General features: G+C 72.3%; 23 protein-coding genes and 1 pseudogene. 10 read left to right on the top strand and 14 right to left on the bottom strand.

The annotated features are described in order from the left end of the window. Positions 1 to 165 precede the first annotated feature (165 nt). The 3 genes from OG580_RS35350 (at position 166) to OG580_RS35340 (ending at position 1,920) form a co-directional block, all read left to right on the top strand. Positions 166 to 639, top strand: coding sequence for a carboxymuconolactone decarboxylase family protein (locus tag OG580_RS35350; protein WP_267047742.1), 474 nt, complete (start codon positions 166 to 168; stop codon positions 637 to 639). A 163-nt stretch (positions 640 to 802) separates the two neighbouring features. Continuing rightward, a complete protein-coding gene (locus OG580_RS35345) occupies positions 803 to 1,726 on the top strand; it encodes an RNA polymerase sigma-70 factor (RefSeq protein ID WP_267047741.1) in 924 nt (307 codons plus the stop codon). A 32-nt stretch (positions 1,727 to 1,758) separates the two neighbouring features. Beyond that, positions 1,759 to 1,920: a hypothetical protein gene (locus tag OG580_RS35340; RefSeq protein WP_267047740.1), complete on the top strand. Its 162-nt coding sequence runs from the start codon at positions 1,759 to 1,761 to the stop codon at positions 1,918 to 1,920. Positions 1,921 to 1,985: 65 nt separating this feature from the next. Here the strand turns inward: OG580_RS35340 and OG580_RS35335 are convergent, their stop codons facing one another. From OG580_RS35335 to OG580_RS35320, 4 genes are all read right to left on the bottom strand, one after another. Next, positions 1,986 to 2,714 carry a VOC family protein gene (locus OG580_RS35335; protein WP_267047739.1) on the bottom strand — a complete coding sequence of 243 codons (729 nt, stop codon included), beginning with the start codon at positions 2,712 to 2,714 and terminating at the stop codon, positions 1,986 to 1,988. Positions 2,715 to 2,851: 137 nt separating this feature from the next. Continuing rightward, on the bottom strand, positions 2,852 to 3,469 hold the full coding sequence (locus OG580_RS35330) for a TOPRIM nucleotidyl transferase/hydrolase domain-containing protein (RefSeq protein WP_267047738.1): 618 nt from the start codon (positions 3,467 to 3,469) through the stop codon (positions 2,852 to 2,854). A 53-nt stretch (positions 3,470 to 3,522) separates the two neighbouring features. Further along, entirely contained in the window at positions 3,523 to 3,894 is a 372-nt protein-coding gene (locus OG580_RS35325; RefSeq protein ID WP_267047737.1) for a fic family toxin-antitoxin system, toxin component, read from the bottom strand. A 13-nt stretch (positions 3,895 to 3,907) separates the two neighbouring features. Continuing rightward, positions 3,908 to 4,135 carry a hypothetical protein gene (locus OG580_RS35320; protein ID WP_267047736.1) on the bottom strand — a complete coding sequence of 76 codons (228 nt, stop codon included), beginning with the start codon at positions 4,133 to 4,135 and terminating at the stop codon, positions 3,908 to 3,910. A gap of 446 nt (positions 4,136 to 4,581) precedes the next feature. Between OG580_RS35320 and OG580_RS35315 the strand changes: the two genes are divergently transcribed. Next, on the top strand, positions 4,582 to 5,604 hold the full coding sequence (locus OG580_RS35315) for a TIGR00341 family protein (protein WP_267047735.1): 1,023 nt from the start codon (positions 4,582 to 4,584) through the stop codon (positions 5,602 to 5,604). A 95-nt stretch (positions 5,605 to 5,699) separates the two neighbouring features. Here OG580_RS35315 and OG580_RS35310 read toward each other — a convergent pair whose 3' ends face one another. The 3 genes from OG580_RS35310 to OG580_RS35300 form a co-directional block, all read right to left on the bottom strand. Next, a complete protein-coding gene (locus OG580_RS35310; RefSeq protein WP_267047734.1) occupies positions 5,700 to 6,569 on the bottom strand; it encodes a YhjD/YihY/BrkB family envelope integrity protein in 870 nt (289 codons plus the stop codon). A 157-nt stretch (positions 6,570 to 6,726) separates the two neighbouring features. After that, complete coding sequence (locus OG580_RS35305) at positions 6,727 to 7,122, bottom strand: SHOCT domain-containing protein (protein ID WP_267047733.1); 396 nt, start codon at positions 7,120 to 7,122, stop codon at positions 6,727 to 6,729. A gap of 143 nt (positions 7,123 to 7,265) precedes the next feature. Continuing rightward, complete coding sequence (locus OG580_RS35300; RefSeq protein ID WP_267047732.1) at positions 7,266 to 9,254, bottom strand: SpoIIE family protein phosphatase; 1,989 nt, start codon at positions 9,252 to 9,254, stop codon at positions 7,266 to 7,268. A 464-nt stretch (positions 9,255 to 9,718) separates the two neighbouring features. Between OG580_RS35300 and OG580_RS35295 the strand changes: the two genes are divergently transcribed. The 3 genes from OG580_RS35295 to OG580_RS35285 all read left to right on the top strand — a co-directional run bounded on the left by OG580_RS35295 (position 9,719) and on the right by OG580_RS35285 (position 12,858). Beyond that, positions 9,719 to 10,954 carry a glycosyltransferase gene (locus OG580_RS35295; protein ID WP_267047731.1) on the top strand — a complete coding sequence of 412 codons (1,236 nt, stop codon included), beginning with the start codon at positions 9,719 to 9,721 and terminating at the stop codon, positions 10,952 to 10,954. 141 nt (positions 10,955 to 11,095) lie between these two features. Beyond that, positions 11,096 to 12,088, top strand: a complete 993-nt coding sequence (locus OG580_RS35290) for a DUF6083 domain-containing protein (protein ID WP_267047730.1) — start codon at positions 11,096 to 11,098, stop codon at positions 12,086 to 12,088. After that, positions 12,085 to 12,858: a hypothetical protein gene (locus OG580_RS35285; RefSeq protein WP_267047729.1), complete on the top strand. Its 774-nt coding sequence runs from the start codon at positions 12,085 to 12,087 to the stop codon at positions 12,856 to 12,858. Before OG580_RS35290 ends, OG580_RS35285 begins: the two co-directional genes overlap by 4 nt. A 123-nt stretch (positions 12,859 to 12,981) precedes the next feature. Here the strand turns inward: OG580_RS35285 and OG580_RS35280 are convergent, their stop codons facing one another. Beyond that, positions 12,982 to 14,394: an amidase gene (locus tag OG580_RS35280; RefSeq protein WP_267047728.1), complete on the bottom strand. Its 1,413-nt coding sequence runs from the start codon at positions 14,392 to 14,394 to the stop codon at positions 12,982 to 12,984. Positions 14,395 to 14,466: 72 nt separating this feature from the next. After that, positions 14,467 to 14,679, bottom strand: a pseudogene (locus OG580_RS35275) (alkene reductase); the annotation flags it as partial. A gap of 89 nt (positions 14,680 to 14,768) precedes the next feature. Between OG580_RS35275 and OG580_RS35270 the strand changes: the two are divergent. Together OG580_RS35270 and OG580_RS35265 are read left to right on the top strand one after the other, a co-directional pair. Further along, positions 14,769 to 15,404: an RNA polymerase sigma factor gene (locus OG580_RS35270; RefSeq protein ID WP_267047727.1), complete on the top strand. Its 636-nt coding sequence runs from the start codon at positions 14,769 to 14,771 to the stop codon at positions 15,402 to 15,404. Next, a complete protein-coding gene (locus OG580_RS35265; RefSeq protein ID WP_267047726.1) occupies positions 15,401 to 16,480 on the top strand; it encodes a CU044_5270 family protein in 1,080 nt (359 codons plus the stop codon). The genes OG580_RS35270 and OG580_RS35265 overlap by 4 nt, the downstream gene beginning before the upstream one ends. Positions 16,481 to 16,619: 139 nt before the next feature. On the opposite strand, the gene OG580_RS35260 is transcribed toward OG580_RS35265, so the two are convergent. Together OG580_RS35260 and OG580_RS35255 are read right to left on the bottom strand one after the other, a co-directional pair. Next, complete coding sequence (locus tag OG580_RS35260) at positions 16,620 to 17,303, bottom strand: DNA alkylation repair protein (protein WP_267047725.1); 684 nt, start codon at positions 17,301 to 17,303, stop codon at positions 16,620 to 16,622. 131 nt (positions 17,304 to 17,434) lie between these two features. Next, positions 17,435 to 18,655, bottom strand: coding sequence for a saccharopine dehydrogenase family protein (locus OG580_RS35255; protein ID WP_267047724.1), 1,221 nt, complete (start codon positions 18,653 to 18,655; stop codon positions 17,435 to 17,437). A 120-nt stretch (positions 18,656 to 18,775) separates the two neighbouring features. On the opposite strand from OG580_RS35255, the gene OG580_RS35250 reads away from it, so the two are divergent. Continuing rightward, positions 18,776 to 19,507: a TetR/AcrR family transcriptional regulator gene (locus tag OG580_RS35250; RefSeq protein WP_267047723.1), complete on the top strand. Its 732-nt coding sequence runs from the start codon at positions 18,776 to 18,778 to the stop codon at positions 19,505 to 19,507. A gap of 23 nt (positions 19,508 to 19,530) precedes the next feature. Here the strand turns inward: OG580_RS35250 and OG580_RS35245 are convergent, their stop codons facing one another. From OG580_RS35245 to OG580_RS35235, 3 genes are all read right to left on the bottom strand, one after another. After that, positions 19,531 to 21,156 carry an MFS transporter gene (locus tag OG580_RS35245; RefSeq protein WP_267047722.1) on the bottom strand — a complete coding sequence of 542 codons (1,626 nt, stop codon included), beginning with the start codon at positions 21,154 to 21,156 and terminating at the stop codon, positions 19,531 to 19,533. Positions 21,157 to 21,465: 309 nt separating this feature from the next. After that, the gene (locus tag OG580_RS35240) at positions 21,466 to 22,113 is read right to left on the bottom strand and encodes a TetR/AcrR family transcriptional regulator (RefSeq protein WP_267047721.1); all 648 of its coding nucleotides are present in this window, start codon (positions 22,111 to 22,113) and stop codon (positions 21,466 to 21,468) included. A gap of 156 nt (positions 22,114 to 22,269) precedes the next feature. Next, positions 22,270 to 23,229, bottom strand: a complete 960-nt coding sequence (locus OG580_RS35235; RefSeq protein ID WP_267048232.1) for a helix-hairpin-helix domain-containing protein — start codon at positions 23,227 to 23,229, stop codon at positions 22,270 to 22,272. Positions 23,230 to 23,324 lie beyond the last annotated feature (95 nt).

Here is a 23,324-nt window from a genome sequence, read left to right as displayed (position 1 = left end):
TCGGGGACAGGCGATGTCAGAGCCGGCTCCGGCGGCTCGGGCCCGTCGGGCCTTGTTCCGCCGGACAGGACCGAGGAGACGTGGGTCACACGCGGTCGTGTCACAGGCGGATGGGCTGCCTCGTCTCAAGGGGTGTAGGCACTTTCGACCACGTAGGAGCAGACCATGGACGCGCGACTGAACCTCTTCGCCAGCCAGATCACCGGCAAGGCCTTCAAGCACCTCATGGCTGCGGGCAAGGTCCTCAAGGAGTCGACGCTGCCGGCCGCGACCCAGGAGCTGGTGTCCCTTCGTGTCAGCCAGATCAACGGGTGCGCCGTCTGCATCGACATGCACACCAAGGAGGCCGCCGCGGCCGGCGAGACCTCGGTGCGGCTCAACCTGGTGGCGGCGTGGCGGGAGGCCAAGGTCTTCACCGAGGCCGAGCGGGCCGCGCTGGAGCTGGCGGAGGAGGGGACCCGGACGGCGGACGCGGCCGGCGGGGTCGGCGACGAGGTGTGGGCACGCGCCTCCCACCACTACGACGAGGAGCAGCTCAACGCCCTGGTCCTCCTGGTCGCCTTCATGAACCTGGCGAACCGGCTGAACCTCATCACCCAGCAGCCCGCGGGCGACTACAAGGTCGGACAGCTCCACTGAGGCCCATCGGCCGGCAGGCCACGGGAACGGGACCGGGAACGAAACCGGGACCGGAACCGGAACCGCGTACGGAACCGGGTACGGGAACGCCGTCGCGGCCTGCCGACGTTCGATGATCATGGAATTCTGCCCGCCGGGCAGCGGCACGGGGAAAGGACCCGGCATGAGCAAGGTCGAGGAGTTCGAGGAGCTGCGGCCACTGCTGTTCTCGATCGCCTACCGGATCCTGGGCAGCGTGAGCGAGGCCGAGGACGCGGTCCAGGAGGCATGGCTGCGTTTCGACGGCTCGGCCACCCTGCCGACGTCCACCAAGGCCTTCCTGTCGGCCACGGTGACGCGGATCTCGATCGATGTGCTGCGGTCCGCCCGCGTACGGCGGGAGGAGTACGTCGGGCCCTGGTTCCCCGAACCGCTGCTGAACGACCCCTACGAGGACCCGGCCCGGTCGGCGGAGCTCGCCGACTCGGTGTCGATGGCGGCGCTGCTGCTCCTGGAGCGCCTCAGCCCGCTGGAGCGGGCGGTCTTCCTGCTGCGGGAGGTGTTCGGCTTCGGCTTCGAGGAGGTCGCCACGGCGGTGGGGCGTTCCCAGGCCGCCTGCCGGCAGCTGCTCGTCCGGGCGCGGCGACACATGGACGCCGGACGGCCCCGCTTCGAAGCGGACCGGCAGGAGCGGCAGGAGCTGGCCGCGCGGTTCTTCGACGCGCTGAAGGACGGTGACGTGGGCGGGCTGCAGCATCTGCTGGCCGCCGACGTGCAGCTGGTCGGGGACAGTGGCGGCAAGACTCCGCAGCTGGCCCGGGCCGTCACGGGCTCCCAGAACGTGGCCCGGCTCCTCGGCGCGGTCTTCCCCTGGCTCCTGCGGATCGACGTGACGTTCGCGCCCCGCGAGGTGAACGGTCAGCCCGGCGCCGTCTTCCGGGACCCGGACGGCAGGATCCTCCACATCATGGCTCTCGACATCCTCGACGGGCACATCCAGACCATCCGCTCGGTGACCAACCCCGACAAGCTCGGCCACCTCGGGCCGGTCGGCGACGCCTGGGCGGTCGACAGCGCGGTGAAGCAGGCCCGCCGCCGGACACGCTGACGCGGCGGACGGCTCAGGCGTCGAGGCGGCGCTTGGCCAACCAGTCGACCACGGCGGGGTCCCTGTGGTCGAAGAAGAGGGTGTCCGGCGACAGGCCCGCGGTGAAGACCTTCCATCATCCCCAGGTCGGCACCCTGCGCCGAGCGACCGAGTCGGCCGGGCGGGGCCGGCGCCTCGCCGTCAGTCTGGTGTGAGGTCACCCCCCGCACCTCACCACACCCGCCGACCACGCGTCCGGCCTCGGTCCGCCGGACACCCCTCAGCGGGGGGTCAGGACGCAGAACTCGTTTCCGTCGGGGTCGACCATCGCGATCCCGACGCCCGCGCCCGCGTCCGCGCCGGTGTCGATCCGCTTCGCCCCGAGCGACACGAGGCGGTCGACCTCGGCCTGCTGGTCGCCGTCGGCGGGGGGTGCGAGGTCGAAGTGCAGGCGGTTCCTCCCGGTCTTCGTCCGCACGGGCGGACCGCCCCAGGTGACCTTCGGACCACCGTGCGGGGAACGGATCGCGGTCTCCTCGTCCTGGTCCCAGACCAGCGGCCAGTCCAGCGCCTTGCTCCAGAAGTAGCCGACCTCCTGCGAACCGTCGCTCGCGAGCGCTCCGACGAATCCGCAGTCGGCGAGGAAGCTGTTGCCCGGCGCGATGACGCAGAACTCGTTGCCCTCGGGGTCGGCGAGTACGACGTGCCCCTCCTCCGGGCGCTGGCCGATGTCGATGTGCCGACCGCCGAGTCCGAGAGCCCGCTCCACGACCTGCTGCTGGTCTTCGAGCGACGTGCTCGTCAGGTCGAAGTGCATCTGGTTCGGGCCCTCCTTGGGCCCTTCGGCCGCGACGAACCGCATCCGGAACCCGGTGTCGTCGCTCGGCAGGAGCACGATGCCGTCACGGGGGTCGTCGGTCCTCTCCCAGCCCAGGAAGTCGGCCCAGAAGGCCGCGAGCCGGGTCGGGTCGTTCGCGTCGAAGCAGAGTGCGTGGAGGCGTGCGGTCATTCCTCGGTCTCCGATCCACCGACTCGCCGCCCCCGTCGACCGGGTGGGCCGGTCCGTCGGCATGAAGGCTGTCGTCCAGGTCGTGGCCGAGCCTGCCCGGACGGCGCCGCGTGATCAACTCATTAACGACCCGCGCGTCACAGGCTCGCGAGGAGGTCGTCGAGCGGGTCCGGTACGCGGCCGGGTTCCAGTGCCTCGACGAGCAGACGGCCGTAGCGGATCTTGCGGCCCTTCTTCGTGCCGAGGAAGCGGCGCAGCTGCCGCTCCCGGGTGCGGCCCTGTTGCGCGGGCTGGTGCAGGAAGGTCTGCCAGGGACGGAGGTCGCCCTCGGTCCGTACGATCTCCTCGACCCGTGCCGTGCCCAGCGCGCGGATGAGCTCGTCCTCCAGGTCCGCCGCGCACACGAAGACGTCCTGGTGCGGCGCCCCCGCGCGCTCCAGGCCGCGGTCGAAGTAGCTCTGCTCGCGCTCGTCGCACAGTCCTGTCAGGCGCAGGCCGAGGCCGGGCGGCCCGAGGAGACCGGCGTAGCGGCCGACGTTCATCGCCCCGCCCATCTGCACCACGCACACCCCCTCGGCCGCCAGGTCCCGGCCGCGCCGTGCGGCCAGTGCCTCGACGGCCTCGAAGTCGCTCTGCCCTTCCAGCAGGACCGCCGTCCGTACCCCCAGGCGCGCGGCCAGGTCACTCGCCGGCCCGCCGGGACCCCCGCTCGCCCACGCGCCGACCGCGTCCCGAAACGCCTGCATCTCCGTCATGGAGCGAGTCTGCACGTGCGCCCCACCTCACGGCACGGGATTTTCGATCATCGTCAGCCGGTCCACTCCTTGAGCACCGCGGCGACCTGCCGGACGTCGATGCGGGACTCCGCCACCCGCTCGACGAGGTCGATGGCCTCTTCCGCCGTCACGCTCACCGGGTGCCCGCAGGCGTGGAGGTAGGCGGCGGCCACGACGACGCCGTACAGCTCGTTGGAGTGCTCGAGGGCCGGGACGCGGACCAGCTGCTCCAGGAGCGCGGCCGCGCGGTGGTGGGGCTGTTCGTACACGGGGATGTCCATCACGCGGAAGGCGTGGCGGGCGCGGGCCGCTTCGAGCGAGCCCCAGTCGGAGATCTCCGGGTCGCCGGGTATCTCGGACTGGGCGGTGTCGAGCAGCCAGGAGAGGTCGATCTGCAGGAACACGCGGCGGCCGGATTCAGGCGGCCCCGACGGCGGGGCCCCCGGGGCGGTCGAAGCGCTCCGCGAAGGCCTGGCCGTGCTGGGCGACGAAGGTGCGGGCGCCTTCGAGGAACCGGGTACGGGTCAGGTCGGCGTCGAGCACGCGGCCCGCGTAGTCCTCGGCGGGCACGTGCTTCTCGGCTGCGGCGCGCTCCAGCGCTTCGTACGCCTCGTCGCTGATCTCGATGCGGATTTCCCGTGCCATGCGACCAAGGTAGCGGTACGCCGTCGGGCGCGACAGAGGCGCGTGAGCGGGCTGTCGCCGCACGGCCGTTGGCCCGGGCGGGGTGTCCTCCCGTGAACGAACTCCCGTGCGGACTCGCCGCCGACCCGTCGCCGCCGCCGTCGGCCGTGATGGCCGAGCCGGTGCCGTAGTCGTAGTCGTCGCCGTAGTCGTGACCGTGGCCGTGGCCGTAGTCGTGACCGTGGCCGTGGCCGTGGCCGTGGCCGTGGCCGTGGCCGTGGCCGTGGCCGTGGCCGTGGCCGTGGCCGTGGCCGTGGCCGTGGCCGTTCGTCGAACTCGTCCCCCGGTCGACGAGATACGCCGACAGCTTGGGCCTTTAGGCGTGCATTGCGTCATATGATCCCTTTTGCCGTACGTCTGCCAGACCTACGGAACCGGGCAATAACGCCTCCAAGGGACGGGGAAACATGACGGGTGGTGTGGACGCCGACGCGGCGCGGCGCATGAGGGACGCCCTCTTCATCGAGAGGAAGTGGCGCAGCCGGAGTTCGACCCGGTTCTGGGTCCTGCTGGTACTGGCGGCGGTCATCGCGAGCGCCGGTGTGGTGGGCGACTCGACCGCGACGGTGATCGGCGCGATGATCGTCGCCCCGCTGATGACGCCCATCCTCGGCAGCGCGCTCTCCCTGGTGCTGGCCGACCGGGAACACCTCGTACGCAGCGCACTCCTCGTCCTCGGCGGGGCCGCGGCGGTCGTACTCATCGGGATGCTGCTCGGGTGGGTCGTCTCCCCGCCCGACGCGTTCGCGTCGAACAGTCAGGTGTCCTCGCGCATCAGCCCCCGGCTGATCGATCTCCTCGCCGCGCTGGCCACCGGTACCGTCGGGGCGTTCGCCCTCGTGCGGACGGACATCTCCGACACGCTTCCCGGCGTCGCCATCGCCATCTCGCTCGTACCGCCGCTCGCCGTGACGGGGCTGCTGATCACCGTGCACCGGTACCACGACGCCGGGGAGTCGGCGCTGCTCTTCGCGACCAACGTGGCCGCCATCGTCGCCACCGGCACCGTCGTCTTCCTGCTGTACGGCGTCCGCGCCGGGGCAGGTGAAGCCGGCATGACCGTCGGCACGTTCCGCGGGGCGACCCTCGTCGCCGTCGGTGCGGTGGTCCTCCTCATCGCGGTGCCACTCACCGCCGGCACGCTGTCGGTGGCCAATGACCGCGCCCTCGCGGCGGACGCGCAGCCCGTCGCGGAGCGGTGGGCCGCCGACCGGAGCTGGCAGATCGCGTCGGTCGAGGCTCGCAACGGCATCGTCGTCATCGGGGTCCTCGGCCTGCCGCCGCAGCCCGCACCGACGGCCCTCCGCGCCGCACTCGACCGCAACGGCATGCAGGACGCCGATCTCGAGCTCCACCTCGTCGGCGGCCGGACGCACTGGTGCCCTGCGGACTCCGTCACCTGCACCACGCGGGAGTCCGGGCGCAGCTGAGCGGCGGGGTGCGGCGACCGGAGCACCCGTGCCGGCAACCGGCGAGCGGTCACCGGCCTCCGGTCGTCATCGTGCGGACGGGCCCGTCGCCCGTGTCAGGCGACGTCGCCGTTCTCGCCGGGAGGGGTCGCACCCGCCCCCTCTCTCCTCACGTATCTGTTCAGCGGTGGCTCATCCGCCAGTACGGCGCCGATCGTCACCGCGAACGTGACGGCGCCGCAGACGACGATCAGCCACGACAGCACGACGAGGACCAGGCCGAAGGAGCCGTACTCGTCCAGGGCCCTGTTGAGCGCCCCCGGCATGTAGAGCCGAGCCGTGAGACTCAGCGCCGTGGTGGCGGCCGCGGCCAGCAGCGCGCCCGGGAGCAAGGCCAGCCAGGCGATGCGCTTGGCCAGGAGCAGGTGTTGTGTCCACAGCCAGACGCCGGTGCCCACCAGGAAGGTGAGGACGACACCCACCAGGGCGCCGGCTCCGAAGCCGTCCCGGATCGGACCCTGGAGCACGACCACGACGAGCAGGAAGAGGAGCCACGCCACCCAGCGCCAGGCCGCGATCCGGGTCCCGGCCCTGGGGAGCCGCCACGCGCGCTCGCAGACCCTGGCCATGGCACGACTGAAGCTCGTCGCCGACACCAGGGCCACCACGGCCCCGACCAGGCCGGTCGTCTCTCGGAGGCTGTCGCTGGTCGTGCCGGACAGAACCTGCTGCAGTTCCTTGTTCGACTCCCCGGTGAGGCCGAACATGGCCCGCAGCGACTCCCCCAACTGATCGCGCACTCCGTCGGGGGCGAAGGCCGCGAAGGCGAAGAGGAGGGGTACGGAGGCCAGGAACGCCTGTGCGGCAAGCCGGGTCCCCGCGTCCAGGAGATTCCCGGACAGCAGCCGACTCGTCAGCTCGGTCAGAGCGGGGAAGCGTTGCTCGGCGCCGGTCCGCAGGCGCTCCAGCCGCAGCTTCCACTCCATGCGGTCTCCTGACCCTGTGTCGCCCTTGACCCTGCGGTCGCCCTGCCGGAGGACCGTCAAAAGCACTCCCGCCGGAGGGCGTTGGTTGCTCCCCCGGCCGCGTGCGGTCGGGGGAGCCGTCGTCCGTTCGTCCGCCGGCCGTCAGGGCCGGCTGCCCTCAGGCCAGGATCTTCGCCTTGGCCTTCTGGAACTCCTCCTCGGTCAGCGCGCCCTTCTCCTTCAGGTCGGCGAGCCGCGCGAGTTCGTCGGCGCCGGATCCGCCGGCCTGCGGGCCCGCCGACTTGCGGATGTAGTCCTGGAAGGCCCCTTCCGCCTCCCTGGCGCGCGCCGTCTCCCGCTGGGTCATGCCCGTACCGCGCACGATGACGTAGACGAGGACGCCGATGAAGGGAAGCAGCAGACAGAGGATCAGCCAGCCGGCCTTGCCCCACCCACTCAGCTCGTGGTCCCGGAAGATGTCCGAGATGATCTTGAACAGCAGGAACAGCCACATGATCCAGAGGAAGAACCAGAGCATGGTCCAGAAGAGTTCCAGCAGAGGGTAGTCATCCATCGTCATCTCCGTCCCGAGGGCCCGATCTAGGCCATTTCGGGAAGTATGTGCGCTTTGTTACGTTATGGCGACTCGACAGCACATGAGGGCGCGACGCGACAGGCGGCTGACACGCCTCCGGGGCCGTTGGCCGCGGGCCCCGCTCAGAGCGGCGGATCGGCGCGGAAAGCGATCATCGCGGTGTCGTCGCGGTGGTCGGAGAGGTCCTGGAGGCCGTGCAACAGCTCGGGCAACGGCGCCTGCCGCCGAAGGGCGGCCTCGTGCGCGAGCCGCCGCTGCCCGTCGGTGAGCGAGGCCGCGGGCGTCTCGACGAGCCCGTCGGTGTAGAGCAGGAGGGTGTCCCCCGTACCGAGGACGCGGGAGTGGGTGCTGCGCGGGAGGCCGAGGTCGACGCAGAGCGGCAGGTCCTCCTCCGCGCCGGTGAGGAAGACCGGGTCGCCATGGGCCGGGATCAACAGGGGCGGCGGGTGACCCGCGTTCGACCAGGTCACGTGCCACCGGAGGTCCGGCAGCCGGCGGAGCTGGGCGTGGACGGCCGTCGCGAAGGGCGTCGCGCCCAGGCCCTCGGCCACCTCGTCGAACCGGGCCAGCACCTCGGCGGGGGCGAGGACGGAACCACGGCTGTAGGCCAGCGCGCGGAGCATGTTGCGCATCTGGGTCATGGCGGTGGCGGCGGCGAGGTCGTGCCCGACGACGTCGCCGACGTCGAGGACGAGCGTGCCGTCGGGCAGGAGGAACGCGTCATACCAGTCCCCGCCGATCTCGTTGGCGGAGCTGGCCGGCTGGTACGAGGCGGCCAGACTCGCCCCGTGGACGGTGGGCGGCCGGGTGAGCTGGGCCCGCTGGAGCGCGAGCGCCGTGCGGCGGGCCCGCTGGAGGTCGAGCGCCTTGCGGATCGGCTGCTGCGCGTGGTGCAGGACCTCCCGCAGCAGGTCGGTCTCGGTCGGGCCGAGGGCCGGGGTGTCGCCGTTGGTGCTCGTCGCCGCGTATCCGAGGACGGTGTCGTCGACGACCAGCGGGATGAGCGTCAGGCTCGTGGCTCCGGAGGCGACGAGCCACCGCTCCGTGACGGCCGGGACGAGGTCGGCCGGCACGGGACCGCCGGCGGGGACCGCGAAGGTACGGGGGACGCGGCTCTCCAGGACCTCGCGGACCGTACGGCTGAGGGTGACGCTCTGCCCGCGCAGGGCCGGTGGCGCGTGCAGTCCGGGGCGGGTGGCGGAGGCCACGCGTCGGGCGGTGACCCTGGCGTGCTCGGGCAGCGGCCACTCGTCGTGGGAGAGCAGCAGGATGAGGCAGGCGTCGGTCAGTTCGGGGACGACCACCTTCACGACCTCGCCGAACGCCTCCCCCAGACTCTGTCCCGTGACCGTCGCGACCCGGGCGAGGAGCCGCTCCCGCAGCTGCGCGCGCCAGGTGTCCTCGATGTCGACGGTGGCGGCGATCCACTCGGCGACCCGGCCCTCCCGCAGCACGGGAACGCTGCGCGTGGACATGTGGCGGTACGAGCCGTCGGCGGCCCGCACGCGGAAGGTGCACTGGAAGACGCCTCCCACGCCGCGCGTCGCCGCGTCGCGCCAGCCCTCACTGAGCCTCTCGCGGTCGCGGGGGTGGATGCGCGCGTACCAGTCCACGTCGGCGCGCGGGTGCCAGGGCACGCCGGTCAGCTGCTCCCAGCCGGCGACGATCTCCTCCATGCCGCCGTCGGCGTGCAGCACCCACACCATCACCGACACGGCGGAGACGAGGGCCTGGTACCGCTGGAGGGCGAAGGTCTCCGTGGTGGTGTCCATCGCCACCACCAGGATCCCGTCGCCCTCGGCGGTGGTCACGGGGCTGCAGGAGTAGACGAAGTACCGCGCCTGAGAGGGCGCCCCCCGATCGGGCTCGCGCGCCCCCGTGACCTGGCGGGCCCGCCCGGTGGCCCGCACCTCGTCCAGGACCGACAGGAACCGCCCGGCGTCGGGGTCGGGGAACGCCTCGCGGGCCGGCAGCCCCCACTGCCGGGCGCCGAACATCCTGGTGAACGCCGAGTTGGTGTAGACGAGGCGCCCCTCGGGACCCACGAGCAGCGCGACGGCGGCGACGGTGTCGTCGAAGACCGCCGGGTCCAGGTGCGGCGGGGGGCTCATCCGGGGGTCACCGCAGTGCGTACGCGGGCACTTCGGGCGCGTCCGTACGCCGCCGGGGCCTGCCCCCGTCGGGCGCCGCACCGGCCGACGGGCCGTCGCGCCCGGTCGGCGTGCGGTGTCACCACGGTGGCGCCCTCCACTCACCGTCCTCCTGATCCGCGACGCCCGTCGCTGCGGGGAGCAAACTGTCGGCCGGCTTCCCGAGCCGCCATGGGGTCTCCAGCCTGCGGCTCCGGGGGTGGAGTGGCGAGGCGAATCGCACCAGTCGAGTGAGCCCCACCACCCGGACCTCTGCCGTCGGCCTCGTCGACGGAGCGGTCGGCCTCGTCGACGGAGCGGTCGGGGAAGACGTACGCGCGAGCGACCGGGGCGGAGGCTTTGCCCCGGGGCACGCGGAGGCCATCGCGGGGCGTGCCGCAGAATCGGCGGCGTGAGGCGGAGGCTGCGGACAGGGGAGTCGTGACATGCGCGTGCTGGTGTCGACGTACGGATCGCGCGGGAGCATCGAGCCGATGGCGGGGCTCGCGGTGCGGCTGGGGGAGCTCGGCGCGGAGGCACGGGTGTGCGCGCCTCCGGACGGGGAGTTCGCCGAGCGGCTCGCCCAGCTCGGTGTGGAGACGGTGCCGACCGGACAGCCGGTGCGCCGACTGGTGACCTCGGTGACTCCGGGATCGGCGGTGGGCCTGCCGCGGCGTGCGGCCGAGCTGATGGCCGCGCAGTTCGACACGGTCGCCGCGGCGGCCGCGGACTGTGACGTCCTGGTCGCGACCGGCCCCCTGCCGGCGACGGCCGGCGCGCGGTCGGCGGCCGAGAAGCTGGGCATCCCGTACGTGCACGTGAGCCACCAGCCGGTGATTCTGCCGTCGCCGTACCGCCGGCCGCCGGCACGGCGGGGCCGGCCGTTGCCCATGGACGTCACCGACAACCGGGCCCTATGGGACCTGGACGCCCGGATCGCCGACGAGATGTTCGGCGAGGAGCTCGACGCCCGGCGGGCGTCGGTCGGCCTGCCCCCGTTGGACGGCGTCCGCGACTACGCGTTCACCGAGCGCCCGTGGCTGGCCACCGACCCGGTCCTGGACCCGTGGCGGCCGACGGATCTCGACGTGGTGCAGACCGGCGCGTGGGTCCTGCCGGACGAACGCCCCCTCCCCGTGGAGCTTGAGGAGTTCCTGAGCGCCGGCACACCGCCGGTGTACGTGGGCTTCGGCAGCACGCCCCTCGGGGACGCGGCCTCCGTCGCGCGGGCGGCCGTCGAGGCGATCCGCGCGCACGGCCACCGCGCGGTCCTCTCCCCCGGCTGGGCCGGACTCGCCCCGATCGACGACCGGGACGACTGCCTCACCGTGGGCGAGGTCAACCACCAGGCGCTGTTCCGCCGGGCGGCCGCCGTCGTCCACCACGGAAGCGCGGGCACCACGACGACCGCGACCCGGGCCGGCGTGCCTCAGGTGGTGATCCCCCAGGGGGCGGACCAGCCGTACTGGGCCGGCCGGGTGGCCGGCCTGGGCATCGGCGCGGCTCACGACGGGCCGACGCCGACCACCGAGTCCCTGACGGCCGCGCTGCGGACGGCTCTGGCCCCCGAGACCCGGGCGTGTGCGGCCGCCGTGGCCGGGACGGTCCGGCCCGACGGGACGACGGTGGCGGCGAAGCTCCTCTTCGAGACGGTCGGTGAAGGGCGTCCCGTGAGGAGTTGAGGTCCGGCCGGGTGGTCGCCGGGGCACGGGGCATGGATACACGGGTGCACCGGCTTCCTTTTCCTCCGATTTCGTCGAACTGCGTGCCGTATCCTGCTAGTTCGCTGATTCTTCTTCGGCTTCAGGGATCGGGGCACGGCCGTGTCGTTGTTTCTGCACCGTTCGAACCAGACCAAGCTCCTGCGCCGGACCGCCGTGGACCGGTGCAGGTACTGCGGGACCCCGATCGAGTGGTACGAGCGCTACGACAGCCTCCGCATCCCGCTGTCACCGGAGTTACCCGCGAAGCCGGTCCCGCCGAAGATGCGGTGGCACGTCAACAAGGGCATCGCCTACCCCGGCGAGGACCCCTCCACGAGGCACTGCCGCATCCCCCACCCGGCCGTCTGCCCCGCGGTCGACCACCAGGACCTCCCTCCGCAGCTCGCGGACGTCGTCGACCGCCTCGCGGTGCGGATGCGCGGCCGGATCGAGCGGGGCGAGTTCACCCCGTACGTCGCACCGGTGATCGAGGAGGAGGTGACCGGCCCGGACCCGGAGTCGGTCGAGGAGGTCCGGCACGTCATCTCGTACTACGGGACGCTGCGGATCGCACCCTGCGAGATCCATGAACTGCGGTGCATCGCCACCGAGTCCAGGAGCGGAGAGCGGTGCGCGAACGGGGTCTTCGACCTCGACGAGGGCAAGTGGGAGGAGGTGGACGTCCCGCACGCGCCCGGCCGGCAGGGCCAGCAGATCCTGTCGACGACGGGGGGTCGCATGTGGGCGTGGGGCATCCACGAGTTCACCTTCCTGCGCCGCTGGTGGAAGCAGCACTGCGTGGACCACTACGGCTCCTCTGCACCCGACCACGTGACGTACGAACTCGTGCAGTTCCACCCGCTCATCCACGCCGACTACATCCTCACCCGGCGTCCCGAGGGGTACGAACGCACTCCCACCGGCCAGGAGATCGTGATCCACGACGGGCCCACCGGCGACTACACCGTCTGTGTCTCGCCCGGCTGCTGGCACTCCACGATCGGCAAGCACCCCGAGGGATGGCGGTGTTGGAGCTGCGACAGATCGGAGAAGCGCCGCTCCCGGGTCCACCGGCAGTGGCAGCACCCGTCCGACGATCGCGATGCCCGATGAGCGGCCGGTTCGGGGACGACGGATACGGCCATGGATACGGCTACGGCTTCGACCTCGCCTCCGACGCGGGTGACCACCTGGCCGGCCTGGACGGGAACGCCCCACGGGACGAGAGGGTCCCGATCCCGACGCCCTGGGAGCCCTTCACCGCCGTCGCCGACCTGGTCTTCCGGCGCAAGGTCGGCATCGTGGCGCAGCGCGGCACCGCCGAGGCCGCCGTGGGCCGGGACGTGGCCGTCCACGCGGCCGAGCAGGGCATCCCCACCCTGCTCTACACGGCCCGTCCGCCCGCCTCCTCGCCCGGCCTGCTCACCGTCGACGGCATCCCGCACCCGACCGCGCGCCACGTCATGGAGCGGGTCGCGCACCCGCCGCGCGGACGACGACTCGGGCTGGTGGTCATGGAGCGGTACGAGCGGCTGCGGCCACGGGAGCGGTACATCCCCGACCAGTACGACCCGGTCGACGATCCGATCGACGACCTGGACCACGAACCGCCCACCGAGGCGGACGAGTTGCTCTGGTCGCTCCGCGAGATCGCGATCACCGTCCCGTTGCTGCTCACCACCACCGTCGCGAGGCGACCGGACGTGTCGCGGACCGTGGACCAGTGGCTCGACGTCAGCCATCCCGCCGTCGTCCTCACCGAGATCTGCAAACCGGTCATCACCCTGCACCGCACGAGCGGGCGGACCGTGGACGCACGACTGGCGCTCGGCGCCCACGGCCCCCAGGGACAGCGCGTCGCCCTGGAGTGGCCCAACCGGTGAGGAGGGTCCGCCGGAGTCTCTCGTGATCATGCTCCTGCGCTACGAGCGGGCGGGCGGGAGAGGTCGGTCGCCCCGCGGATCGCCACCTCCGAGGCCCCTTCCGTACCGCCGGGCGCGTCGACGTCACACGTCCTGGATGCGCCGGAACGGTCGGTCCGCCTCCAGTTCGAAGGCGACTTCCAGCAGGGTCCGCTCGCTGCCGGGTCGTCCGGCGAACATCACGCCGACGGGCAGCCCGTCCTCCGTCGCCGCGGCGGGCAGCGAGATCGACGGTGTGCCGACGACGTTGTCGACGGGCGTGAACGCGACGTACGCGAGGATCCGTTCGATCAGGGTCGTGTAGGGGACGGCCGGGCTCAGGTGGCCGATCCGCGGCGTGGTGTGGGCGAGGACGGGTGACAGGACGAGGTCGAGGCCGCGGAACCCCGCCGCGTACGCCTCCTTCGTCCGCTTCAGCCGGCGCAGCACGCCCGGGGTGCGGTGCCAGTTCCGCACGTACTCCTCCCGCAGCCCCCGGCTCAGTCCGTCCATGCGGCGGCGGTCGAAGCCCGGGCCGAGCGTCCTGCCCGTGGCGCCGATGAGGAAGGACAGCATTCCCCAGTAGGTGAGGAAGTCGTCGGTGAAGCGGGGGTCGATGGCGAACTCCACCGGCTCCACGGCGTGGCCGAGCCGCTCCAGACGGGCGACGGTCTCCATGACGGCCGCCCGGGTGGCGGTGTCGGAGGTGACACCGCTCGGCGAGTCCGGCAGGAACCCGATGCGCAGGCGCCGCTCGGCGGGGCCCTCGACCAGGCCGACGGGCGGCAGCTTCGGGTTGCGTCGGTGCCTCTCGGCGGCGGCGAGGAACGCGGCGGTGTCCCGCACGGATCGGCTCACGACGCCGTCGGAGACGAGGTCCAGGGGCAGTTGACGGCTCTGGTCGTTCGCCACGACGCGGCCGCGGGTCGGCTTGAGGCCGACGAGTCCGCAGCAGGCGGCGGGGATGCGTATCGAGCCGCCGCCGTCGTTGGCGTGTGCGATCGGTACGGCTCCGGCCGCGACGAGCGCCGCGCTGCCGCCCGACGAACCACCCGCGGAGTAGTCCGTGTTCCAGGGGTTGCGCACGGGCTCGGCGCCCTCGTACTCCGTGGTCGGGCTGAACCCGAACTCGGGAAGTCGGGTCTTGCCCAGCACCGTGACGCCGGTGCTCAGGAACTGCCGGGTGAACGGGGCGTCGCGCCGTGCGGCTCGCGGGGTGAAGGCGGCGCTTCCGTGACCGGTGGGCAGCCCCGCGTGGTCGGTGTTGTCCTTGACGAACGTGGGCACCCCGGCGAGGGCGCCGCCGCCCCCGGTCGTGCGTGCCGGCGTCTCGGCGTGCACCTGTACGGCGTGGAGCCGCGCCTCGACCGCCCGGACGCGTTCGGCGGCGTCCCGGGCCGCCTCGGCGGCGCCGACCTCGCCCCGCCGGATCGCGTCGGCGAGTCCGACGGCGTCGTACTCCCCCAGCGCGTCGTCCCGGAAGGCGTGCACCGTGGTCCGTTCCTCGAATGTCGTCACCGCTACCTCAGCCCCCGGCCGTATGGATGGTTGTCCGCCATCATCACCTACCAGCAAGTAACACGCGAGGGTTCAGGGCCCGGTAAGTGTCGGGTAGTCCGTGTAGCCCGTCTCGCCGCCCACGTACATCAGGTGCGCGTCGCGGATCGGGTTGAGGGGCGCACCGGTGCGCAGCCGGGCGACGAGATCGGGGTTGGCCAGGAAGGAACGGCCGAGGGAGATCAGGTCTGCGCCGGCCGCCAGGAGGCGCTCGCCCGCGCCTCGGCCGCCGTCGGCGGGCAGGGGGTCGGGCCACGGCAGGGCCGACATCGGGGCGGCTGTGGCGTGCGTCACGTTCCGGGAACCCTTTCGGGTCGGTCGGACAGTCCGCTGATATGGAGATGAGTGTGCGGGCCCGAATACGAGCGGGAGACTCCGATGCGTTCGGGTCCCTCTTCGACGAGTACGCCAGGGCGGTGCACAACCACGCCTTCCGACTGACCGGCGACTGGTCGGCCGCCGAGGACGTGCTGTCGCTGACGTTCCTGGAAGCCTGGCGGCTGCGGCAGTCGGTGGACCCTGACGGAGGGTCCCTGCGCCCGTGGCTGCTCGGGATCGCGACCAACGTCGTACGGAACACACGCAGGGCCGCCCGTCGCCACGAGGCCGCCCTGCACCGCCTGCCGCGCGAGGAGGTGTTCCCCGACTTCGCCGAGGAGCTGGTCGGCCGGATCGACGACGCCGGCCGGGTGGCGGCGCTGCAGGGGGCGCTCTCCCGGCTGAGACGCCCGGAACGCGAGGTGGTCGCCCTCTGCATCTGGTCCGGTCTCGACTACGCGGCCGCCGCCGAGGCGCTGGACATCCCTGTGGGAACCGTCCGCTCGCGCCTCTCGCGCGCGCGCAAGAAGCTCCACAAGTACGCCGCCGCCACCGGCCTCTCGTCACGGACCGGGAACTCGGATCCGGGTCGCGGACAGATAGATGGTGACCGCGTCCCCGCGGTCCGGCCCACCCAGGAGGACGCCCGATGAGCACCACCCCGCCCCGGCCCACCCCGGCCGAACACGACGAGATCGCCCGGCTGTTGCCGGTCCCGGCCGAGCGGGAACGGCCCGGCCGCCACCATCAGCTCCTCAAGGACCAGCTGCTGCGCGAGTTCCGGCAGGACGCCGCTCCCGCCGCCGCCAAGCCCCGCTTCGGGGTCCGCCGTCTGACGATCGCCGCCGTCCCGCTCGCCGCGGGTGCCCTGGCCGTCACGCTGGCGACGGGCGGTCAGCTCGACCCGCGGCCCGGCGCCGACCCGCTCGCCGCCGTCACCCCCGACAGCTCCGGCTCGGCCTCCGGCAGGACGGGTGGCCAGGCGACGCCGGCAGCGGTGCTGCTGGACCGCATCGCCACCGTCGCCGCGGCGAGGCCCGCGCCCGCCGTCCGCGACGACCAGTACGTCTACGTCTCCAGCACGGTGGCCTGGTCCAGCCAGAGCGCGGACGAGACCGTCATGCGTCTGGACACGCCGCACAGCCGGAAGATCTGGCTCTCGGTCGACGGAAGCGTCCCCGGCCTGCTCCGCGAGAGGGGCAAGAACATCGTGCTGGCCGACGAGGTGGACAAGGCCGGCCGGCCCGTCTCCGACCATCCGGTCGGCAACCCCGCGCCGACCCTCAACAGCCCTACGTACCGCTACCTGGAGTCGCTGCCCACCGACCCCGACGCGCTGCTCGAGAAGATCTACGCGGAGACCAAGGGCTCGGGGCCCGGGCCCGACCAGATGGCGTTCGTGACGATCGGTGACCTGCTGCGCGAGCAGCTGGCGCCGCCGAAGGTCAGTGCCGCCCTGTACAAGGCCGCGGCCAGGATCCCCGGCGTCACCGTCGTCGACGACTCCGTGGACGCGGCCGGCCGCCACGGTGTCGCCGTCGCCCGCGTCCACGCCGGCGAGCGCACCGAATGGATCTTCGACAAGAAGACCCTGGAATTCCTCGGTGAGCGAGGCGTCATGGTCCAGGACATGCCGTGGGCATCGTCCGGCCAGGTGACCGCCACCACCGCCATCCTGGCACGCGGGATCACGGACAAGACCGGCGAGACCCCCGGCCGCACCGGCTGACAGCCGCCGGCGTGGCCGTGGTCATGGCGACGGAGGTCATGGCAACGGCGGTCACGGCGAGCGTCACGGCGGAGGCCGTCGCTCGCTGACCAGCGCCCGGGTGGCCGCCGCAGCGGCCGATCCGGGCGCTCCGCGCGTCCTACGCGCTCCCCCTGCGCACCATCTCGCTGATCCAGACGGGAGCGAACGGTGACGTGCAGCCCGGGGAGGTCGGGTAGTCCTTGAGTACCTGCAGGCGCTCGCCGATGTCGATCGCGCGGGCGCGGTGCTCGGCGTGCTCGATCCCGATCCGGGCCAGGCAGTGGTTCATCGCCCACTGCAGGCGGTCCGGGGCGTCCTTCATCTCCGCCTCGATGACGTCGAGCAGTCCTTCGAGGTCGAGACCCTCGGGCTTCTTCGCCACACGCTCGGTGGTCAGCGTCCAGCCGGCGCTCGCGACCACGGGATCCGGATCGGCGGACCAGGCCAGGCGCAGCTCTTCTGCGTGCGGGTTCTTCTTCACCACGTAGTTCACGAGCCAGTCGTGCACCTTGGGCGTGCGCGCCTCACGCACCATGGCGTCCAGCTCGTCCCGCTCGAAGGCCTTCGGGCGGCAGATCAGGAGCGCGAGCAGGCGCGCCGCGGTGTCGCCGGTCTCCCAGAGCCCGCGCGCGAGCTCCTGCTGGGTCTTCAGCCGCTTCGCGAGCGCGCGCAGCTTACCGAGGTTCACCCCGTGATCGTCACCGTGCCGCTCGTTCACCTCGCGGGCCCGCGGGTCCTCCAGCGCGGCCAGTTCGGCCAGCACCTCGGCGACCGTCGTCCCGGCCTCCGTCGTCCCTGCCACCTGAGGCCTCCTGCCCGTCTGCGTCGCGTGCGGATTCAGCCTACGACCACCCGCCACGGCGTCACGTACCACCGGAGCGTGACGCTCCGGTCCGTCGTGGCCGCGGGCGGGGGAAGAGGGAACGGCCGGTGTCACTGCTCGCGCATGCCCCAGGGTGATCCGTACGCGGTGAGCAGCTCCAGGAAGGGGCGCGGGTCGAAGGCCTCCGGGCCGAGGACGCCGGACCGGGACCAGACGCCGGAGGCCAGCAGCTCCAGGGCGACCACAGGGTTGACCGCGGTCTGCCACACGACGGCCTGGCATCCGTACTCGCTCATCGACCACTGGTTGTCGACGACGTGGTAGAGGTAGACCTCGCGGGGCTCGCCGTCCTTGACTCCCTTGACCCAGGTGCCCGCGCAGGTCTTGCCCGTCATCCGGTCGCCCAGGGTCGCCGGGTCCGGCAGCACCGCCGCCACGAGGTCGCGGGGCGAGACCTTCGCCGGGCCGAGGTCCGTGGCCACCGTGACGGGGGTGGTGCCGTCCAGGCCCAGTGCGCGGAGGGTCTTGAGCTTGCCGATGAAGTCCTCACCGAGCCCGTACTTGAACGTGACCCGTGCCGCGTCGATCCAGCGCGGTACGAGCAGGACCTCCTCGTGTTCGACGTTCACGCACTCGACGGGGCCGATGCCCTCCGGGAAGTCGAAGACCTCGGGCTCGCTGAACGGCTCGGTGGTGAACCAGCCACGGTCGGCCTCGTAGACGACGGGCGGGTTGAGGCATTCCTCGATGGTCGTCCAGATGTTGAACGACGGCGCGAAGTCGTACCCCTCGACCGTGAGGTTGGCGCCGTCACGGATGCCGATCTCCTCGATGGTGTCGAAGAGCTCGTCCGCCGCGTAGCGGGCGAAGACGTCCGACATACCGGGTTCGACACCCATGCCGACCAGCGCGAGCCGGCCGGCCTTCTCCCACTGCTCGGCCTGCTCGAACTGCGCGTCGCCGAGCTTGACCCCGCACAGCTCGTACGGCCGCTCGGCGTGCGGCTTCGACAGCGACATCGCCATGTCGAGGTAGTGCGCGCCCGCCGAGGCGGCGGCGTTGAACAGGGGCATGACGAAGCGCGGGTCGGTGGCGTTGAGGAGGACGTCGCAGCGCTGCTCCCGGAGGAGGGCGGCGACGGCCGCCTCGTCGGAGGCGTCCGTTCGGCAGGCGCTGAACCGGGATCCGCCGTCCTCCAGGGCGGCGACGGCCGCCTCCGCACGGGCGAGGTCGTAGTCGGCGACGACCATGTGGTCGAAGAACGTACGGCGGGCCGCGATCCGGGTGATCGCGGTGCCCACTCCACCGGCGCCGACGAGCAGTACACGCATGACAGGAATCTCCCTCTCCGAGGCTGTGACCTCTGGTGCAGGTGATGAAACCCCTCGCCCCTCGCTAACGTCTATGGCGTTGGCATAAGGTGCGGGTCCGACGGGAAGGGCGGGCATGTCATGGGCAAGCAGGTGGTGCCGGAGTCGGCACGGCGACGGCGGCGTCCGACGAAGAACGGCGCCGTGCTCTCGGAACGGCTGATCGTGGAGACGGCCCTGCGGATGCTGGCCGAGCACGGCGGCGCGGGGCTCACCGCCCGCCGCCTCGGTCTCGCGCTCGGCGCCGATCCCAGCACCCTGTACCGGTACTTCGCGGGCATGGACGACCTGACCCTGGCCATCGGCGCGGAACTGATCGGGCGGGCCCTGAACGGCTGGAAGGCCACCGGTGACTGGCGCGAGGACCTGCGCCGGCTCGGCCTGCGCATTCACCGCGCGTACCTCGCCCACCCCCAGGCGGCCGTGCTGACCGCCAGCCGTGTGACGGGGCGGGAGCAGGAGATCGCCGCGGACGAGGCCATCCTCGCCGTGCTGCGTACCGCGGGGTTCCCCGACCGCGACGCCGTACGGATCTACCACACCTTCATCGACCAGAGCCTCGCCTTCGCGGCCCTGGACGCGGCCTCGCTCGCCCTGCCCGCGGCCGCCCGGGAGGCGGACGAGCGCATGTGGGAATCGGCCTACGCCCAGGTGCCGGAGGCCTCGCACCCGCACATCGCCGCCACCGCCGACCTGCTGGCCGCGCGCATGAACCACAGCGCCTATCCGGCGGCCCTGGAGATGCTCCTGGACAGCGCAGGCGCCCAGCTCGACGCGGTCGTACGAAGGGCTGGCGCGCGGCCGGCGCCGTGAACTCCGCGCGGTCGTACGAAGGGCTAACGCGCGGCCGGCGCCGTGAAGTCCACGTGCCCGGCGTCCCGCTCCGCCGCCTCGCCCTCGGGCCGGTCCTGCGCCGCGCCCCGGCGGCCGGGCAGGACGGCGAGGACGATGAAGGTGCCGACGGCCATGATGATCCCGCCGACGAGGCTGGTCGCGGCGACGCCGTGGGCGAAGGACTCGTGCACCGCGCCGACGAGGGCCTGGGCCTGCTCAGGTCCCGCGGCCGGGTCCTGGGCGACCCGCTCCGCGACCGCGAGACCGGCGCCGACGGAGTCCTGGGCCGTGTGGAGCGCGGCGGCGGGGAGGCGGTTGCCGACCAGGTCGGCCAGCTCATCCCGGTAGGCCGTACCGAGCAGGGAGCCCAGCACCGCGATGCCGAGTGAGCCGCCGAGCTCCAGCGCGGTGTCGTTGGCTCCCCCGCCGACCCCCAGCTCCGACTCGGGGAAGGAGCTCATGATGGTGTCCGTGGCGGGCGAGACGCTCAGTCCGATCGCCAGTCCCAGCATCGTCATCGGCGCCAGGAAGTCGGCGTACGTCGAGCCCGTGTCGATCGCCGTGAGCAGGAAGACGCCCGCCGTGCCGATCGCCATGCCGGCCACGACCGTGACCTTCATTCCCAGCTTCGGCGTCAGGCGGCCGGTCGCCGCCGCGCCGACGAACACGGCTCCGGCCAGGGGCAGCAGCCGTACACCGGTTTCGAGCGCTCCGTAGCCGAGGACGAACTGCAGGAACTGCGTCGCGTAGTAGATCGCACCGAAGGTGCCGAAGAAGAAGAACAGCACCGCCAGCATGGAGCCGCTGAAGGAGCGCGTCCGGAACTTCCGGACGTCGAGCATGGGGTGCGGGTGTCGCAACTCCCACCGGACGAAGGCCACCAGGCCCACGGCCGCCACCGCGGCGGCGGTGACCGGGCCGGCGCCCCAGCCGAAGTGCGGGCCCTCGATGGTCGCGTAGACCAGGGCCCCGACGGAGACGATGGACAGGAGTCCGCCCACGTAGTCGATCCGTCCCATGCCCTGCGCCTTCGACGGAGGCACCAGGAAGAGCGCGCCGACGACGGCGAGGACCGCGATGGGGACGTTGATCAGGAACGTGGAGCCCCAGCCGTGGTCCTCCAGGAGCCAGCCGGCGACCAGCGGGCCGACGGCGATGGCCAGTCCCGAGGTGGCGGTCCAGACCGTGATGGCCCGGGCGCGCTCGCGCCGGGGAAACGTCGCGACCAGCAGGGACAGGGTCGCCGGCATGACGACGGCGGCGCCGATGCCCATGACCGCCCTGGCGAGGATGACCAGCGAGGTCTCGTGGACGAGGCTGCCCAGCACGGAACCGGCCGCGAAGACCACGAGGCCGGTGACGAGAGCACCTCGGCGGCTGTACTTGTCGCCGATCGAGCCGAGGACCAGCATCAGCGCCGCGTACGGGACGGTGTATCCGTCGATGACCCACTGCAGGTCGCTGCTGCTGAGACCGAGGTCCCGTGTCATGTCCGGGGCCGCGACGATCAGCGACGTGTTCGCCATGACGACGATCAGCAGGCTCAGACACAGGACCAGCAGGGCCCACCAGCGCCGCGCGTACGGCCCGGCCGATTTCTCGACGGGGGTGTTCAGGAAGGGTGGCATGGGGGGCTCCTAGCGGCACGAGTTAATTGCCCATTGATGAGCAGACTAATTCGTTGCCCATGGACGTGCAAATAAGGTGACTCGCGTTCCTCCCCTTCGCCGAGGCGGCCGAGAACGACTCTGCCCCGGCCGTATGGGCCGGGGCAGGGAGTCGACTGGGTGCGGATGAGCCGGGATGGGGCGACAGCGGGCGGATGGGTCGGGGCTGAGTCGACAGTGGGCGGATGGGCCGGGGCAGAGTCGACAGCGGGCGGATGGGTCGGGGCTGGGGCGACAACGGGCGGATCCCACGGCCGGGCCGGCCGCGGATCACTCGGCGGCGGGCATCTCCGGGAGCGCCACCGGCGCCATGTCGTCGACCACGACACGCGCCTTCTCCTCCGGCACACCGGCGGCGACGAGTACGGCAACGGCGACCGGGGCCCCCGCGTCCGTCAGCTCCCCGGTGTTGACCGCCTCCAGGAGCGCGACCATCAGGCCTTCCAGCCCGGCGCTCATCACGGCGGGCGGAAGGTGTGCCGGGAAGACTCCGTCCCGCTGGCCCCGCTCCAGGATGGCCGTGCACACGGCGCGGGCCGGGGCCAGGATCTCGGCCACACGCTCGGCGCCCAGGTCGCGTCGGGCCAGCGCCAGCAGCATCCGGTAACGGTCCCCCACGGGCCACATCGAGAACACGAAGTGCCCGAGCGCCCGGTCGGCCGGCTCCCCCGGCCGCGCACCGGCCGTCAGCGCACTCCGCAGCGTCTCGGACGCCTCCTCGGCGAGGGCCTCCAACAGGGCCTCACGCCCGGGGAAGTGGCCGAAGAGCGTGCGCCGTACGACTCCCGAGGCCCGCGCCAGCTCCTCCAGGGTGATGTCCGGGTTCCGTCCGAGCTCCCGCCGGGCCGTGGCCAGGATGCGCGCCCGGTTGGACCGCGCATTGCGCCGCAGCGGCTGACGGGCAACGGGTCTGGTCACGGGAACCTCGGTGGGGTGGGGCCGGTGTCCGGGGCACGACGGCGGGCGAACGGACCGCGGGACGAACGAAGAGGTCCTCATTCTGGCATGGGGGCCCTCGGCCGTGCGTGATCGTCCGCCGGTGCCGGGCGGGCCCGTCGGCCGCGCTCCGCGTACTCAGTCCAGGTAGGCGGCGGTGAGCGCGGCGAAGGCCTCCGGGGTGAGGACCTCGACGCCGATCTCCTGGGCCTTGACCGCCTTCGAGCTCGGCTTGCCGCTCGCTGACGGGGCGGCGACCAGATAGGTGGTCCGGGAGTTGACGCCGCTGCCCACTCGGCCGCCCGCCTTCTCGATGAGCGCGCCCATCTCGGAGCGCCCCCAGCCGTCGAGCGGTCCGGTCATCCTGCCAGTGACGACGACCGTCGCGCCGGTGAGCGGGCCCTCGGCGGACTGCTCGGACGCCGGCTGCCGCGGCTCCGTCATGGTGACGCCGGCCGCGATCAGCTTGTCGATCACCGGGGCGAGTGCGGCGACCTGCTCGACGATGACCGGGGCCTTCTCGGTGCCGATGCCCTCGACGTCCTGCAGGGTCTCCGCGTCGGCCGCCCGGATGGCCTCCATGGTGCCGAAGTGGGCGGCGACGCGGCGGGACATGCTGCGGCCCGTGCCGGGTATGCCCAGTGCGCAGAAGACCCGGCTGAGGGGGCGGGACTTGGCGAGCTCGATCTGCTCGGCCAGCTTCGCGCCCCGCTTGGCGCTGCCGGAAGCGGCGGTGAGCTGCTGCTCGGTGAGGGTGAACAGGTCGGCGACGTCCTGCACGTCCCCGCCGGCGATGAGTGCGTCGACGTACTTCCTGCCCAGACCGTCGATGTCGAGGATGTCGCGCCCGGCGGCGTATTCGATCAGCGGCGCGAGCGCGCAGGCGGTGCCCTTCGCGCAGCGCCACCGCTCCTGGCTCCTGTCGATGTCCCCGCCGCAGTGGGGGCACTGCTCGGGCAGCGGGACCGGCGTGGCGTCCTGCGGGCGGAGTTCGACGACGACGGCCTGGACACGCGGGATGATGTCGCCGGCCTTGTGGACGGTCACGGTGTCGCCGAGGTGGAGGTCGCGCCGCAGGATGTCGGCCGGGTTGTGCAGGGTTTTGTAGGGGCCACTGCTCTGTGGTGTGACGTGGCATGGGAGTCTCTACAGGGTCTGTACGCAACACCTTTGTGTAGGTGTAGCTCACGTTG

Source organism: Streptomyces sp. NBC_00094 (assembly GCF_026343125.1).
GTDB lineage: Bacteria > Actinomycetota > Actinomycetes > Streptomycetales > Streptomycetaceae > Streptomyces.
Note: the sequence above shows the minus strand (reverse complement) of the source record. Positions and strands in the feature narration are given on the sequence as shown.